14 protein-coding genes and 2 pseudogenes are annotated in these 17,102 nt (G+C 40.9%); all 16 read right to left on the bottom strand.

What is annotated here, in order from left to right; genetic code table 11:
* Positions 1-94: 94 nt before the first annotated feature.
* Complete coding sequence (locus tag PCY12_RS06560) at positions 95-1,225, bottom strand: ABC transporter ATP-binding protein (RefSeq protein WP_033686510.1); 1,131 nt, start codon at positions 1,223-1,225, stop codon at positions 95-97.
* 112 nt (positions 1,226-1,337) lie between these two features.
* Positions 1,338-2,207 (bottom strand): PucR family transcriptional regulator, encoded by an 870-nt coding sequence (locus PCY12_RS06555; protein WP_301352133.1) that lies wholly within the window; start codon positions 2,205-2,207, stop codon positions 1,338-1,340.
* Between the two features lie 3 nt (positions 2,208-2,210).
* Complete coding sequence (locus PCY12_RS06550) at positions 2,211-2,597, bottom strand: Mini-ribonuclease 3 (protein ID WP_301352131.1); 387 nt, start codon at positions 2,595-2,597, stop codon at positions 2,211-2,213.
* Positions 2,590-3,933 carry a cysteine--tRNA ligase gene (gene cysS / locus PCY12_RS06545; protein ID WP_301352129.1) on the bottom strand — a complete coding sequence of 448 codons (1,344 nt, stop codon included), beginning with the start codon at positions 3,931-3,933 and terminating at the stop codon, positions 2,590-2,592. The genes PCY12_RS06550 and cysS overlap by 8 nt, the downstream gene beginning before the upstream one ends.
* Positions 3,934-4,015: 82 nt before the next feature.
* A complete protein-coding gene (locus PCY12_RS06540) occupies positions 4,016-4,900 on the bottom strand; it encodes a GNAT family N-acetyltransferase (protein WP_262079314.1) in 885 nt (294 codons plus the stop codon).
* 11 nt (positions 4,901-4,911) lie between these two features.
* On the bottom strand, positions 4,912-5,529 hold the full coding sequence (gene cysE / locus PCY12_RS06535; protein ID WP_172931214.1) for a serine O-acetyltransferase: 618 nt from the start codon (positions 5,527-5,529) through the stop codon (positions 4,912-4,914).
* Positions 5,530-5,544: 15 nt separating this feature from the next.
* Positions 5,545-7,758, bottom strand: a complete 2,214-nt coding sequence (gene pnp / locus PCY12_RS06530; protein ID WP_262079319.1) for a polyribonucleotide nucleotidyltransferase — start codon at positions 7,756-7,758, stop codon at positions 5,545-5,547.
* A gap of 950 nt (positions 7,759-8,708) precedes the next feature.
* A complete protein-coding gene (metF, locus tag PCY12_RS06525; RefSeq protein WP_262079321.1) occupies positions 8,709-9,575 on the bottom strand; it encodes a methylenetetrahydrofolate reductase [NAD(P)H] in 867 nt (288 codons plus the stop codon).
* Between the two features lie 103 nt (positions 9,576-9,678).
* Positions 9,679-11,928, bottom strand: coding sequence for a 5-methyltetrahydropteroyltriglutamate--homocysteine S-methyltransferase (gene metE, locus PCY12_RS06520; protein ID WP_262079323.1), 2,250 nt, complete (start codon positions 11,926-11,928; stop codon positions 9,679-9,681).
* Positions 11,929-12,220: 292 nt separating this feature from the next.
* Positions 12,221-12,535, bottom strand: a complete 315-nt coding sequence (locus PCY12_RS06515; protein ID WP_301352127.1) for a TIGR02328 family protein — start codon at positions 12,533-12,535, stop codon at positions 12,221-12,223.
* The gene (locus tag PCY12_RS06510) at positions 12,519-12,923 is read right to left on the bottom strand and encodes a YbgA family protein (RefSeq protein ID WP_301352126.1); all 405 of its coding nucleotides are present in this window, start codon (positions 12,921-12,923) and stop codon (positions 12,519-12,521) included. Before PCY12_RS06510 ends, PCY12_RS06515 begins: the two co-directional genes overlap by 17 nt.
* A gap of 92 nt (positions 12,924-13,015) precedes the next feature.
* Positions 13,016-14,617 carry a type I restriction-modification system subunit M gene (locus tag PCY12_RS06505; protein ID WP_301352125.1) on the bottom strand — a complete coding sequence of 534 codons (1,602 nt, stop codon included), beginning with the start codon at positions 14,615-14,617 and terminating at the stop codon, positions 13,016-13,018.
* A gap of 53 nt (positions 14,618-14,670) precedes the next feature.
* Positions 14,671-14,781, bottom strand: a pseudogene (locus tag PCY12_RS06500) (restriction endonuclease subunit S); the annotation flags it as partial.
* Position 14,782: 1 nt separating this feature from the next.
* Positions 14,783-14,863, bottom strand: a pseudogene (locus tag PCY12_RS06495) (type II toxin-antitoxin system RelE/ParE family toxin); the annotation flags it as partial.
* Positions 14,864-14,935: 72 nt separating this feature from the next.
* Positions 14,936-16,366: a nucleotidyltransferase gene (locus PCY12_RS06490; RefSeq protein ID WP_301352124.1), complete on the bottom strand. Its 1,431-nt coding sequence runs from the start codon at positions 16,364-16,366 to the stop codon at positions 14,936-14,938.
* 18 nt (positions 16,367-16,384) lie between these two features.
* Positions 16,385-17,086, bottom strand: a complete 702-nt coding sequence (locus PCY12_RS06485; protein WP_301352123.1) for a hypothetical protein — start codon at positions 17,084-17,086, stop codon at positions 16,385-16,387.
* Positions 17,087-17,102: the final 16 nt, after the last annotated feature.

Below are 17,102 nucleotides of genomic sequence, written 5' to 3'. Positions count from 1 at the left end.
TACTCATACTCTCCTGAAATTTCCCAGGAGAGTTTTCTACTCAACCGCAAAAAACACTGCTAGATTTCTAGCAGTGTTTTGACATTTCATTTGCTTAGTAGACTGTTTTTTCAGTTTCTACATCGAAGAAGTGTGCTTTGTTCAAGTCAAATCCAAGTTCAACTGTTGCACCTGTTTGCAAGTAGTCACGAGCATCAACTTTGGCAACAAATTCATCTTTACCAACTTGGCAGTAAAGATGAGATTCTGAACCAAGCAACTCTGATACAGAGATAGTAGCTTTCACAACTGATTCTGGGAATGTTTCAAGGAAAGCAGGTTCTGCATTCACGTCTTCTGGACGAATACCGAAAATCAATTCTTTACCTTCGTAGCCTTTTTCACGAAGAACTTTCAATGCTCCTTCTGGAACTTTCAAACGGAAACCGTCTGAAATAATTTCACTTCCAACCAATTTCACATTGATGAAGTTCATAGCTGGGCTTCCGATGAATCCTGCTACGAATTTATTAACTGGGTTTTTGTAAACTTCTTGAGGAGTACCGATTTGTTCTACACGTCCGATAGTACCTGTACCAGCAGGGTTCTTAGTTGCTGACATGATAACGATACGATCTGCAAGTGTCATCGCTTCTGTTTGGTCGTGAGTTACGTAGATAGTTGTAGCTCCGATACGACGGTGGATTTTAGCGATTTCAGCACGCATAGATACACGAAGTTTTGCATCCAAGTTTGACAAAGGTTCGTCCATCAAGAATACTTTTGCATCACGGACGATTGCACGACCCATGGCAACACGTTGACGTTGACCACCTGAAAGGTCAGCTGGTTTACGATCCAAGAATTCTTTCAAACCAAGGATTGCTGCTGCTTCTTGCACACGTTTGTCGATGTCTTCCTTGCTGTATTTACGCAATTTCAAACCGAAAGCCATGTTGTCATAAACAGTCATGTGTGGGTAAAGAGCGTAGTTTTGGAATACCATGGCGATGTCACGGTCTTTTGGAGCTACGTCGTTGACAACCACGCCATCGATAGATGCAGTACCTTCTGTGATGTCTTCAAGACCAGCAATCATACGAAGAGTTGTTGATTTACCACATCCTGAAGGACCTACGAAAACGATAAATTCTTTGTCTTTAATGTCCAAGTTGAAGTCTTCAACTGAGTAGTGTTCGCTATTTGGATATTTTTTGTAAATGTTTTTAAGATTCAATTCTACCATGAGGTGAACTCCTTTTGTCTTTTGATAGTTTTATTATAGATGAAAACGCTTTATATTTCTATGGCAAGGTGACCAAAAAAATAAAAAAGTTCTGTGCAACTTGCACAAAACTTTATAAAATATCTGGTAAAATCAATTGATAACACAAGGTCAGGTCAGTCAATTCCTTCAACTGAAGCCCTGTCAATTCTTCCCATTTATCAATCTTATATTGGAGAGAATTGCGGTGCAGATAGAGTTGCTGGGCTGTTTTTGTTAGGACAGCACTATTTTCCCAAAGAGAGAGAATGATTTCCTGAATCTGATCCTGATCCAAAATCATCTGGTGCAAGCATTCCTTGATTGCTCTCAAGTCCACAAGTCTTTCTCCCATACTCCAAAGATAGAGCTGAGAAAAAGTATGAACACCTTGGTGACCCTGACGCCACCAAGTCTTAAACAAATCCCGCTCCGCTTTAATCAAGTCTGATAGGGCTTGATGCCCCGTCTGAGACCAAACCTGACCCAACATGATAGATAGACGCAGTCCAAAGTCATACTCAACCGCTTCAATCGTATCACTTAAAATAGCTCGTACAGAGGTGTATTTATCTTGTTGAAGTATGAAAACATAATCCTGAGCTCCGACCTGCAGCACTGTCTGACAGTTAGGAAAAAGGGTCCGCATCATATCCAGCCAAGAAGCTAGATTTTCCTGCTGAAAATAGGAAAGATGACAATAAACCAACTGAATCTTTTTAAAAGTTTTCGGCGCCTGTCCCTTACCCTCAATCAGATAGGAATACCAAGGATTGAGCGAACGAGCCTGCTCCTGCTGGGTCAAGAGGGCAACCAACTGCTTTTCACGCTCACTGAGCCCAGCTTCCTCCAGCAAAAGCCACTGCTGAGAAGCTAAAGGGAGAGTGAGATAGCCTTCTTTCTCTACTGGTTGGTCTGAAATCTGAGCCTCAGGAAACCAGTCTTGTAGTTCTTTTGCCATCATGTCCTAGCCCTCCACTTTTTGGATACACCACGAAATCAAGCTCTCAAGACGTTCTAGATTATCAGTCATATGGAGATAGCCCATGACCGCTTCAAAACCTGTGGACATGCGATAAGTCACCACATCAGCATTTTTGGCCTTGGTGTGGCTATTGGTATTTCGACCTCGCTTGTAGACCTCTTCTTCTTTTTCTGTTAAGACCTGCTCATCCAACATAAGAGAAATCAGGCGAGCCTGAGCTTTGGCTGACACATACTTGGTCGCTTCTTGATGGAGTTTATTGGGTTTGGTCATACCTTTTAGAATGAGGTGACGGCGAATATACATGGAATACACCGCGTCCCCCTCAAAAGCTAACGCAATCCCGTTAATGAGATTGACATCAATCACGTGTCCACCTCACTCCATCTTTGGTGTCAAGGAGCTTAATCCCTTGAGCAGCCAATTGGTCACGGATCTGGTCCGCTGTCGCAAAGTCACGATTAGCACGCGCTTCTTGGCGTTTTTGAATCAAGGCTTCAATCTCTGCATCCAAAACTTCCTCAACAAAGACAATTCCAAAGACCTCTAACATAGTCGCCAGAGCTTCCTTAACACTTGCATCATAGTTACCTGAGTTAATCCATTTGGCCATTTCAAAGACCACTGTGATACCGTTAGCAGCGTTAAAATCTTCATCCATAGCTGCTACAAACTTGTCTTTAAAAGCTTGTAACTCTTTGACATCCACTTTTCCTGTAAATGGTTGCTCATAAGTGTTTTTCAAATACTTGAGATTGGTCTCAGCGTCTCGCACTGCCTTTTCCGTAAAGTTGATAGGCTTGCGATAATGTTGAGTCGCAAAGAAGAATCGAAGTACCTGTCCGTCAAGAGTTTTAAGGGCATCGTGTACGGTAATAAAGTTGCCCAAGGATTTGGACATCTTGACATTATCGATGTTGACAAAGCCATTGTGCATCCAGTAATTGGCAAAGGTCTTGCCTGTTTTGGCTTCTGACTGGGCAATTTCATTGGTGTGGTGTGGAAACTCTAGGTCGGCTCCACCACCGTGAATATCAATGGTATCACCTAAAATCTCTGTCGACATGACCGAACACTCGATATGCCAGCCCGGACGACCAGATCCCCAAGGACTATCCCAAGAAATCTCGCCTGATTTGGCAGCTTTCCATAGGGCAAAGTCTACAGGATTTTCCTTACGAGCTGTTTCTTCATCGGTACGACCTGAAGCACCCAGCTCCAAATCTTCCAAGGTTTTATTAGCCAATTTGGCATAGTTGTGAGATTTTTCCACACGGAAATAGACATCTCCTTGGCTCTCATAAGCAAAACCTTTTTCAATCAAGTCTCCCACAAAGCGGATAATGTCAGCCATAAACTCCACCACACGCGGATGGCGAGTCGCAGGTTTCACGCCCAAGGCCGTCACATCCTCACGAAAGGCAGCAATGTACTTGTCCGCAACCTCCTGAGGCGTGATACCTTCCTCCTTGGCACGGTTGATAATCTTATCATCCACATCCGTAAAATTGGAAATATAGGCAACCTCATAACCACGATACTCAAAATAGCGACGAATGGTATCAAAAGCCACCGTCGAACGGGCATTCCCCACGTGGATATAGTTGTACACGGTTGGCCCACAAACATATATCTTTACTTTGCCGTCCTCAATCGGGACAAATTCTCGCAAATCACGAGACATGGTGTCGTAGATTTTAATCATAAAATAATAGTCAGGAAAGCCAAAATCCGAGAACAGTTAGTTTCATCACTAAGAGTTCAATTGAATTTCAGTCCGAATCTCTCTACACTTCGGAATCCCTTGCTCCTTTCTCATTCAGATAAACCACCTGAGTCTGTTTGACAAAGCCAATTTTTTCATACAAATGTTTGGCACCTACATTGCTATCCTCTACTGCAATTTGGAACTCCTTATCATTTTGCTCAATCAGTTGGTTGACAAGGAATTTTGCTAAGTAGCTTCCATAGCCTTTCCCACGTTCAGGTTCAGATATTGCTAAACCGTAGAAGTAATTCGTATTAGTCGATAAATCTACCGTGCACGTTCCAATAACCTGACCGTCTTTTAATAAAATATATAAGCGACTTTCTGGATCCTTCAGAGCTTCAGCGACATATCTATCCACAATCTCTCTAGACTCATGTTCCTCTGAGAATGCCTGAAATTTTAACTGACTAATTTGATCCTGATACGAACTATCTGCTAACAAAACTTCAAGATTGGAAATATTTGCTAACGGATAAGGTTTTCTATCCTTACCTAACCAAGTTTCTGTCTCTTCATCCTCGACCAATCCCCAGTTGCTGATAAAATCAGGATGGCGGTCTAGAAAAACACGCTCTGTCTGAAAAGTAACTGAATGAATCGGAAAAGAAGCTGTTTCTCTCTCAAAACTAGTAAACAATGCACGCGCAACCCCCTGACGGCGATGAACTGGATGAACCAGTATCGTCACTTCCACATCTTGGTCATCTGCATAGACAGTTAATAAACCAACAAGTTCGCCTTTTTCATAATAAAGGAAAAAGGCGGGCATGTTTGGGGCAAAATTAAGCATGTTAGAGAGATAGGGATCACGATAGGTACCGTCGTAGTTTTGACAACAGTTAATTAGTTTTTTCGCCTCAGATAGCTCCTCTTGGCTTAACTTGTTTCTTACTTGAATCATATAGGTATCCTCTACAACCCAGACGATCTGTGACTAGCTTCTTTAGCCTGCTCGAGTTTATTGACGTAATACTCTCGTTTTTCTTCAACCTCATGAATGACCGGCTCGTCTTTCTTACCATGAAGGCGGACAATCTTGGCAGGAATACCAACAACCGTCACATCACTAGGTACATCTGCCACGACAACTGCTGCTGCACCGACCTTAGCATTTTCACCAATTTCCACTGGTCCGATAACCTGGGCATGAGCTGATATGAGAGCTCCCTTTCGAACGGTCGGATGGCGTTTGCCACAGTCTTTCCCTGTTCCACCAAGAGTTACTCCGTGGTAAAGGAGAACACCCTTTTCAACAATCGCTGTTTCTCCAATCACCAAGCCTGAACCGTGGTCGATAAAGACACCTGAATCAATCTGGGCACCTGGATGAATCTCAATCTGAGTCCAAAAGCGCCAAAACTGACTGTGCATACGAGCCAGGAGTTTGAAGCCATGCTTCCAGAGAAAATGTGAAAGACGGTGGGCCGCCAAGGCCTTGACACCTGGATAAGTCAGCAAAACCTCCAAAGTGGTGCGGGCCGCTGGATCATTTTCTTTTACGATATCAATGGTTTCGCGCCACCATCCCATACATTTCTCCTTTTCTTATTCTGAATCTTTTGGTGTTTCTGTAAATTCTTTCTTAGGTTTGTGGTCCTTGTGATGACGTGGGCGATGAGGACGCTCAGACTTCTCACCTTTTTCGTCACGTTCAGGTTTTGGAGGACGAGGAAGAAGGGCTTTCATAGAAGCATCCACACGTCCTTTTTCATCAATCTTGATAACCTTAACATCAACTTCATCCCCGATTGCTACCAAGTCTTCGACATTATTGGTACGCGTCCAAGCCATCTCAGATATATGAACAAGAGCATCTGTCTTGTCAAAGAGGTTAACAAAGGCACCAAATTTCTCGATACGAACAACCTTAGCACGGTAAACTTCATCCACCTTAGCTTCACGAACCAAACCAGCAATAATCTCTTTAGCACGATTGATAGCACCTTGGTCGCTCGAGTAGATAGATACATTTCCTTCTTCGTCAATATCAATCTTAACGCCTGTTTCAGCGATAATCTTGTCGATGGTTTCTCCACCCTTACCGATGACAATCTTAATCTTGTCCACATCAATCTTGATCGTATCAATTTTCGGAGCAGTTGGAGCCAATTCTGGACGAACTTCTGGAATGGTTGCTTCAATCACATCAAGAATTTCAAAACGGGCTTTCTTGGCTTGGGCAAGAGCCTCAGTCAAGATTTCTGCAGTGATCCCTTGGATCTTGATATCCATTTGAAGGGCTGTAATCCCGTCACGAGTACCTGCAACCTTGAAGTCCATGTCTCCAAAGTGGTCTTCCAAACCTTGGATATCTGTCAAGACTGTGTAGTTATTTCCATCTGAGATAAGTCCCATAGCAATACCAGCTACTGGCGCCTTGATTGGCACCCCACCAGCCATAAGGGCAAGAGTTCCCGCACAGATAGAAGCCTGAGATGAAGAACCGTTTGATTCCAAGACTTCTGCTACCAAACGGATAGCGTATGGGAATTCCTCCAAACTTGGCAAGACTTGAGCAAGGGCACGCTCACCGAGAGCACCGTGACCAATTTCACGACGACCAGGCGCACCATAACGACCTGTTTCCCCTACAGAATATTGAGGGAAGTTATAGTGGTGCATAAAGCGTTTCTTGTACTCTGGATCCAAACCATCAATGATTTGAGTTTCTCCCATCGGAGCCAAGGTCAAGACAGAAAGGGCTTGCGTTTGTCCACGAGTGAAGAGACCTGAACCGTGCACACGAGGAAGGAAGTCAACAACCGCATCCAAAGGACGGATTTCATCGACCTTACGACCATCAGGACGCACCTTGTCTTCTGTGATCAAACGGCGCACTTCAGCGTGTTCCATTTGTTCCAAGATTTCAGCCACATCGCGCATGATACGGTCAAATTCTTCGTGGTCTGCATATTTTTCTTCGTAAACGGCAGTTACTTGGTCCTTAACTGCTTGAGTTGCAGCTTCACGAGCCAATTTTTCTTCTACTTGAACTGCTTTTTGAAGGTCGCTGTTGTAGGCTGCGATGATTTCAGCCTGCAAGTCAGCGTCCACATGAAGCAATTCCACTTCTGCTTTTTCCTTACCGACAGCAGCAACGATTTCTTCTTGGAAGGCAATCAATTCTTTGACCGCTTCGTGCCCTTTAAGGAGCGCTTCCAGCATGATTTCTTCTGATAATTCTTTAGCACCAGACTCTACCATGTTGATAGCGTGTTTAGTCCCAGCTACTGTCAATTCAAGAAGAGATTGCTCTGCCTGTTCTTGACTAGGGTTGATGATGATTTGACCATCTACATAGCCCACCTGTACCCCAGCGATTGGTCCGTCAAATGGAATATCTGAGATAGAAAGCGCCAAGGATGAACCAAACATAGCAGCCATTGGTGCAGATGCATTTTCATCGTAAGAAAGCACAGTGTTAATCACTTGCACTTCGTTACGGAAACCTTCCGCAAACATAGGACGGATTGGACGGTCAATCAAACGCGCTGTCAAAGTCGCATCTGTTGAAGGACGTCCTTCACGTTTCATAAAGCCACCAGGAAACTTCCCAGCCGCATACATTTTTTCTTCGTAGTTGACTTGAAGAGGGAAGAAATCTCCAGTTGCCATTTTCTTAGACATCACGGCAGCAGTCAAGACAGTTGACTCACCGTAACGCACGACAACTGCGCCATTTGCTTGCTTAGCAACCTGACCAGTCTCTACAATTAACTCACGACCCGCAAAAGTCGTTTGAAACACATGTTTTGTCATTTTAATCCCCTTTGGATTGATAAAATTATACGCCTTGCCTACAAAAATCAAGATACTAAGCCGTCAAGCAACTCAAAGGAAAATAGGAAATCGAACGACGGAGCGACTGCTCCTAGGCAGATTTATCTTTTTCCAAAGAGTTGTAGGCGTGTTCAATTCTCAAGATACCAAGGACGTCAAAAGCAAAGTAAAAATAGGAAACTGACGAAGTCTTCGATGAAGACAAGACAGTTTATCTTTTTTACACAGCTTTTCGGCCGGGTTCAATTACTCAAGATACTAAGCCGTTAAGCAACTCAAAGGAAAATAGGAAATCGAACGACGGAGCGAATGCTCCTAGGTAGATTTATCTTTTTCCACAGAGTTGTAGGCGTGTTCAGTTACACAAGATATTTTGGACGGTTCGGCTTGCCGAACATTTCTGTAGAAAAATAGGAAGGTGACGCCGCACTCGATGAGTGCTAGGAAGCTTATCTTTTTTCCTAAGAAATGAGGCCAAAATTCAATTAAGTATCTTTTTGATATTTCCCTGAAATAGTGCGGACGGGAGGTAAAATTATCCAGTGGATGATTTTAGAAATCCAATGGAATTTCAATGGTAATTTTTAATTACTTCGCCTTTTCATTTCTATGCTCAGGCTAAAATAGTTTCCCGAACTATTTTACTCTCAAAAATCCCGTCTTAGATAATAATATTGTTATCATCTAAGATACCACGATAGCGTGAAATATCTTTTAAATACTCACTCTGTTCGTGTTTTTTGAGACACACATTATTAGATTTTGTTTAAAAAATAATCAACTTTAAACAAACTTCTACAACCTAAATACCCTCATCTTTGTATCAAGTACGTACAGAGTCTATTTTATCATATTTTTCTTAAAAAGTGCGGTCTTTACCATGAAAAAGGAACCATTCCCCTCACTTGAGAAGAATGGTTTGCTTTTTATTATCCTAGAGACTGATGATTAAACAAGGCATGAGTTGCTTGGTGGATGTATTTTGCTGTTTCTGCATTGTTCATGGTGTAGAGATGAACACCTGCAACATCCTGAGTTACCAAGTCCACGATTTGGTCCACTGCATAGGCAAGTCCTGCTGCTCTGAGCGACTCAGGGTCATGCTCATACTTGTCTAAAATGGCTTTGAATTTGCGTGGAAGATGGATATTCTCACAAGTCTTCAAGAGGCGGAGAGCCTGACTTCGATTCAGAATTGGCATAATCCCTGCATGAATTGGAACATCAATCCCAGCCAAGATACACTTGTCTTGGAAATCATAGAAGCGCTCATTGTCAAAGAAAAGCTGAGTTACAAGGCTCGAACAACCTGCATCCACTTTCTTCTTAAGATTTTGAATATCTGAAATCTGATTTGGTGAATCTGGATGTCCTTCTGGATAGCAAGCGCCAACAATATCAAAGTGAGGGGCTTGCTCCTTGATGAACTCAATCAAGTCAGTTGCGTAGCGGAAATCCTTTTGTGGTTCCACATCTGGAATAATATCCCCACGAAGAGCCAAGATTTTCTGCACTCCAACCTTGTCCAAGTCTGCAATAGTTTCAGCAACCTTGTCCTTAGTCAAATAGATAGCTGGCAAGTGGGCAATAGTCGGAATCGCCAAGTCATTTTGGATAAAGTCAGCCAAACAAACCGTCGTTTCCTTGATATTAAATTTATTATTGCTGGCAGTTACACTGATAAAGTGAGGAGCCAACTCCTGCATATCTTGAAGAGCAGAAATAATGTTATCATTACCCACGGCTGGGTTGGGAGGGAACACTTCAAATGAGAGTGACGGTGTTTGGCGTGACATAGTCATTATCCTTTTCTAGTTGATTTTTTTCGTTAGCTGGATTCCTAGAATCCAAGTGAAACAGGCAGATTGACCAAACAGCGCTTCTTGAGAAATCCTTATCTTACAATTTCTCACGCGCAGCTTTCGCTGCTTCAACAAGGCGGATCAAGCTTTCTTTTGTTTCTGGAATACCACGTGTTTTCAAACCACAGTCTGGGTTGATCCAAACTTTCTTGCTTGGCACTTTAGCAAGGATGGCTTCGATTGTATTGTCGATTTCGCCTTCATTTGGCACACGAGGAGAGTGGATATCATAAACCCCAGGTCCTACTTCTGTTTGGAAGTTTTTCGCTTTGAGTTCGTCCAAGATTTCAAGGTTTGAACGGCTAGCCTCAAAGGAAATAACGTCTGCATCCATGTTATCGATAGCTGGGATGATATCTGTAAATTCTGAGTAACACATGTGAGTGTGGATTTGTGTGTCTGGCGCTACTGTTGAGTGTACCAAGCGGAAGGCAGGAATAGCCCAGTCAAGATAGTCTTCGTACCAGTCGCTACGGCGAAGTGGCAATTTTTCACGAAGAGCAGCCTCGTCGATTTGGATGATTTTCACACCAGCAGCTTCAAGGTCAAGCACTTCATCCTTGATAGCAAGGGCGATTTGAAGAGTAGAATCCTTGATAGAGATGTCTTCACGTGGGAATGACCAGTTGAGGATGGTAACAGGTCCAGTCAACATACCCTTAACAGGTTTGTTTGTACGGCTTTGTGCATAGCTAGACCATTTAACAGTGATAGGGTTGAGACGAGTGACATCACCCCAGATGATTGGTGGTTTAACCCCACGCATACCGTATGATTGTACCCAACCATTTTTAGAGAAGAGGTAACCTGACAAGTTTTGACCGAAGTACTCAACCATGTCATTACGCTCAAATTCACCATGAACAAGGACATCAAAGTCAATATCTTCTTGCCACTTGATCCATTCGTCAATCGTTTCAGCAAGGAAAGCGTCGTACTCTTCTTGAGACAATTCACCTTTACGGTAAGCCAAACGTTTGGCACGAACTTCCTTGGTTTGAGGGAATGAACCGATAGTTGTTGTTGGAAGAGCTGGAAGCTTAAGAGTTTCTTCTTGGATGGCTTCACGTTCTGCAAAGGCTGGCAAACGAGTGTAGTCTGCGTCTGTCAAATCAGCGATACGCGCACGGAGTTCAGCATTTTCACCCACACGTTCAGTCGCAAAGAGTTCTTTGTTAGCTGCAAGTGCTTCTTCACCTTGACCATTGCGGATAGCATCCAAATCACGGATCTCATCTAATTTTTCAACCGCAAAGGCAAAGTGGTTCAAGATTGCTGATTCAAATTCTTCATTAGCAGTTGTAAATGGCACATGAAGAAGTGAGCATGAACTTGTCAAGACAATGTTTTCAGCTGGAATTTGTTCAAGAACAGCCAAACTCTTTTCGTAGTTGTTACGCCAGATGTTTTTACCATTGACAATACCTGCATAAAGAGTCTTATCAGCTGGGAAACCACCTTTAACGAGTTCAAGAGTTTTCTTACCTTCAACGAAGTCAAGACCGATAGCATCTACTGGCAAGTTTACAAGGTCAGCGTAGACGTCACGAACGTCACCGAAGTAAGTTTGAAGCAAGACTTCAAGACCTTTTTTGTCAGCCAAGAGTTTGTTGTAGAGGTTCAAGAAGAGAGCTTTTTCTTCAGCTGTCAAATCTTTGACAAGAGCAGCTTCATCCAATTGGATACGAGTCGCACCAAGTTCTGCCAATTTAGCAAAAACTTCTTGGTAAGCAGCCACTAAGCTATCTACGAAGTCTTCTGCTTTCACACCTTCTTCAAAGTCTGACAATTGAAGGAAAGTGAATGGACCTACAAGGACAGGACGAGTGTTCAATCCAAGTTCTTTTGCTTCTTGGAATTCATCGAAAATCTTGTGACCTGCCAATTTTACTTGAGTGTCTTTTTCAAATTTAGGAACGATGTAGTGGTAGTTGGTGTTGAACCATTTCTTCATTGGAAGGGCGCGAACATCTCCTTTTTCTCCTTGGTAACCACGTCCCAAAGCGAAGTAGCGCTCAAGGTCAGACAAGTCCAAGTTTTGAACTGAAGCAGGTACCACGTTGAAAAGGAAAGCTGCATCTAGGAAGTTGTCATAGTGAGAAAAGTCATTTGATGGAATTTCAGTGATTCCTTTTTCTTTGACGATGTTCCAGTGTTTAGCACGCAAGTCTTTTGCGGCTGCCAAGAGTTCTTCTTCTGAGATTTCTTTTCTAAAGTATTTTTCAGTTGTAAATTTTAATTCGCGGAATTCGCCCAAACGAGGGAAACCGATGATTGTAGTTGACATGATGTGTCCTCCAAAATTTGTTGTTGAAACTATCTTAACAGAAAAGAAAGCGTCTGTATAATTGTAAAAAATTAGGCTTTGATATAGTTTGAAACTATATCTCCGTTTTAGACAAAAGAAAAAGACTTGAGACAAATGCCTCAAATCCTTTGTGTAGCTTGTTTTATAGCTGTATTTTAGTTAGACTGGTAAAACGTGTTATTAGTAATTCTTATAAGCGACTATGACTTGTTATTAGAAAAGACTATAGGTCTATCCCTTTCTCTCGTAGATTAGCTAGACACTCCCCATACTAGGTCGCGTCATGTTCGCTGTATATAGGACTAGTCAACTTTTCCTCTACTAAATCTTGATAAGGAGGGCAGGTCTTGCCACGGTAGTTCTTATCCAGCCACTCTGGACTGACATTGTAGCCACGGTCATCCATTTCCTCCATGATCAAGCGATTATAGGCATAGAGATGATAGGGCGACTGAGTAAAGACATAATCCACCGTCGCATGCTTTCTGCCCCAGCCATTGCCACGCAAGGCACAACACTCTCGATGTTGCCCCAAGAGTTGCGGACGGGGAAGTTGTGAAATCAAAGCCTCATGCCAAAGTCTCATGGGAGTCTCCTTTCAATAAAGTCGAATGTTGCAAGTAGCTATTTGGATAGTTTTCAAGCAAGTCTCGAGTCTTAGTGATCAAGCCTTCCTTAGAACCCTGACCAAAGCGGTAGCGATCAAGTAAGAGCATATAGTCCTTGCGCTCAGCATCTGTTGCTTTCTTTTTGAAATAGCCCCAAATATGCTGAAAGGCATTGCAAACCTGACCCCTGTGTTCTGAAATCTGGCAGGCACTGTCAATCATCTCCTGAACCTGACTCATCTCTGCCTCTTCATTCTTCAAGTATTGGCGAATCTCATTGTATATATTGCTGGAATGGCTCAACACGAGGTATTTGTTTCTAGCCCAGAGTTGTTGGCACCGGGATTTTTGATTAGTTTGTTCCATATTTCTCCTAACTTTCTACTAGTTCCCAGGAAATATGGAAACAAAGTTGTATCTTAAAAATGAGCGGAATATGAGCGAATCAATTACTCCCATCACCCTTCAAACTCTTTCAAAAACTTTTTGAGTTCAGCATCGGCTTCTGGTGTGGTTCCATGGAGTTGACCGAGCATTTCGAGTAGGGAAGCGGTTTGGGTTTGGATTGCTTCATTTGTCGTGTTAATCTTGCTGACGATATCTGTCAGTGGCTCAACTTCTTCTTCCTCAAAGGTATCTACATAGCGAGGGATATTGAGGTTGTAGTCATTTTCGACAATTTCTTCATAGCTCGCTAGATGGGCAAACTTGTTAATCTCCTCACGAGATTTGTAGGCTTCCAGAATCTTCTCGATATGAGCATCCGTCATGATATTCTGGTTTTTCCCTTTATCAAACTCCTTAGAAGCATCGATAAAGTAGACATTACGATTGGTACGGTTCTTTTTGAGAATGATGACCGTAGTCGGAATGCTGGTATTAAAGAAGATATTGGCAGGTAGACCGATAACCGTGTCAATGGCCCCTTCTTCTAACAAGGCCTTACGAATGGTCCCTTCCGCATTTCCACGGAAAAGAACCCCGTGAGGAAGGACGATAGCCATAACTCCATTATCCTGCTTGAGATGGTAGTAACCATGCAAAAGAAAGGCAAAATCAGCCTTGGACTGGGGCGCTAGTTTCCCAAAAGGAGAGAAACGAGGGTCCGCCATAAAGCCTGAACTTGCTGACCACTTGGCAGAGTATGGTGGGTTCATGAGAACACCGTCAAAGTTGGTTGGTTCTTGAGTCGGCCAGTCTTCGTCTAGCGTATCGGCATTGTGGAGAAATTGATTTTCAACAGGAACACCGTGTAGAATCATGTTCATCCGAGCCAAGTTATAGGTCGAAATATTGAGTTCCTGACCAAAGTAGACCACTGTCTGCGGTTTATGAGAGTATTTCTTGGCATTGAGCAAGAGGGAGCCAGATCCCATAGTCGCATCATATATGGTAAAGCCTAGCTGGTCCTCACGACCCAAAAAGGCAATCTGTGTCATAAGCTTGGCAACAGGCTGAGGTGTATAGAACTCACCAGCCTTCTTACCCGAGTCAGTCGCAAACTGACCAATCAGATACTCATAAGCATCCCCCAGCATATCACCAGCATGACCAGCCACATCTAGCACAGCCAACTCTTTCATGACCGCCGCCACCGTTTGGTTTTGCTTTTGCGGAGTCGCCCCTAGCTTTTTGGAATAGAGGTCAATATCTTCAAAGAGATTTTCATAGAGTTCATCACTCTGCTCGATATCACGAAAACCTTGAGCCAAATCTTCCAGCTGGAAAGTTCCCTCATTGACACGTGCTACAAGAGCCGTAAAGGTCAACTCAGGCTTGATACTGTAGTTGAGTTCGTCCTTCATGACTACAAGAAGATTCTCGTGGGTGTCCGCATCCTCATAGTAGTTACGATAGACCTCAAGAGCAGCCTCTAGACTCTCACTCCCCTCCTCCATGGTCTCCGCCACGAAAAAGAGCATCTTATCTGACAGGTACTTATAAAAGACCATACCCAAAAGATAGGACTTGTAGTCATTGGCATCCATCTTAGAGCGGAGAACATCCGCTGAGTTCCACAGAGCTTGATAGAGCGACTGGGAAGTTTGTGTTGTTTCCATAATGTTTCTTTCTAAGTTTTGAAATATAATTGTTAAAAGTTATCACTAATCACCTATATAAACATATCTTGCAAGAGTTTCTTTTTCAAAGTCTCAAGCTGAGAAATTTTTTCTTGGTAAGAGCTGATGATCTTATCGAGGTTGGAGAAGTAGGCGCCGATGGCACTATTCTTCATCTCTTAGCCCTCTTTCCTTCAAATCTTGAAACTCCCGCTTGGCTTTCTCGATCTCTCTTCTAGGTGTCTTTTATGATGTCTATTCAAATAATTCTATTTATAGATAATACATTTTTTCATACCTTCTATATTATATAAGTAATTAGTTAATTAAACCACTTAAAAAAGTGTTAGTAATATTTACCTCAAAAGGGATAGTTTTACCGTAACAAATATTATTACTAACAATATAAGCTTCAACGTAATGTCTACCGAAATACGAGGTCTTCTCTTTTAAAATTCTTTTTCCTTTAAAATAATTTCCTCTAAGGCAATTAGCATTTGTCGCTTCCATTCCGGTATTAGTAACCTTCCAATAGATATCGTATGTTGGCGGAAAATTACCTTTTAATTCAAAATCAATATCTCCATTTTTCGATATTACATCTCCACTTTTAATACGTTTCCTAATATTATCTTGTCTAAAAGAAGCACTGATACTTATTGGTAAAATTAATGATTCTGACCATTCACTTTTTTCATAATACGATAGTTCTTTCAAATCTATTCCAATATTAAAATTTTTATTATCTATACTTCGTCTAATATAAAACATTTTCATCGAATCTGAAAATTCAATATTTGTACTAAAATCTGAGTAAAGTTGTTCTAACCAATATAGAAACTTTTTGAAATAACGTTCATCCTCACTCCATTTTGTAGATAAATTTTCTTTTTCATTTACAGGATTAAGTACACATTTACGATTGGTGCTGTCATTATCTATTCCCTCAATCAAATGTAAAATTACATTTTCTAATAATTCTTCAAATGTTTCACTTTTAGAAACAACCTTTTGATAAGATTTAGCAGCTAGCGTTGTAATAATAATTGAGGAAGGTTTGTACTCCAATTCATTCTCAAAACATACTTCTGCATGCCTTTTTAATAATTGAACAATCCTTTGTAAAGGTGTTTTAATTGTATATTCAGGAAATTCCTCGAAAATTTGATTTAATCTTTTATACTCTTCTTTATAATGCTCAAAATTAGACTGAGCCCGGAACCATTTATAATAACCTTTTGGATTACTTATTTCCCAACTATTAGATAAATTATTAAAATCATGATGCCTCTTATCAGTGATTGCTATATCATCAGTTTGAGAATCGCCATACGGAACGCTAGGTAAAATATCAACATGAAAATTCACATCATCGCTGTATTCAATCGTCCAGCACCTATTACCATTATAAGGTTCCTTCTTCATACTATGTTTTTGCATGTAACTCTTTATACATTTCCCTAACAAATTTTTTAAATCCTCTTGAGACTGTTCAAGCATATGTTTTCCAGTAAAATTACACACTATATCAACATCATAGTTTCCATCATTAGTAAGTGGCTTTATAGCAGTACCAAGTTTTATAGATCCTTGTAAAAAAATATCTGGTCTATAATTAGATAATTCTGAATCGGAAATATAATCTACTATGGAATAATATCTATTTGTTGCTTTTTCGTAATTTGCATCAGAAATATCAATACTTTCGATCAATTCTTCAAGTTCAGGAATAGGTCTTAGTTTTTTCAATTTAATACCTCAAATATCTTATAAAATATATTTTGAATGTGCACCGATTTTTTTAGAAAATTCATTAATCTGTACGCACTCTTTTTCAATATCTCGAAAATCTATTAACTTGATCGTATCATGCTTACTTTGATAATCGGATATTAGATTCTCATATTCTTTTGGTAAATATATTTCGTAAATATCGAATATTAGAATTTCTTCTTTTTGATAATTTGTTGAAAATCTAATTCTAGGTTCTATTTGTTTAATATACTCAATTCTTATATTCCTTAAAGCTTCATTAGGAAGAATATTATCTGTTATTATTTCTTCTAAAAATTCTCTATACACTGATATTTCACGATTTTTTCTAGAATTAAACCAATCTAAAATCTTTAATACATACTTACCTTTAGAAAAAAAGCGTAAATCCCCTTCCTCATAAAATCCCACTTCATTCTCAAATCTAATTTCAAATTTAGTCTCTAACTCTTTGAATGAATCATAAACTTTATAAACACCTCCAACAGGTTGATATTGATCTATATGCTCCCCTTTTATCAAAAGATACTTATTAGCAATTTTTATTCTATATAAATAAGCAATACTAAATCTAATATCCTTGTTCCAGTAACGAAGCACATCTAAATACATTTTAATTCTTTTTCTGTTTGCAAATGCAAATCCGATTATTACCCATATAACATTTGTTAATAATCCAATAAAAATATCAAACAACAGAAAATCCTCCATA

The sequence above is a fragment of the Streptococcus sp. SPS1 genome (assembly GCF_030439915.1).
Lineage (GTDB): Bacteria > Bacillota > Bacilli > Lactobacillales > Streptococcaceae > Streptococcus.
Note: the sequence above shows the minus strand (reverse complement) of the source record. Positions and strands in the feature narration are given on the sequence as shown.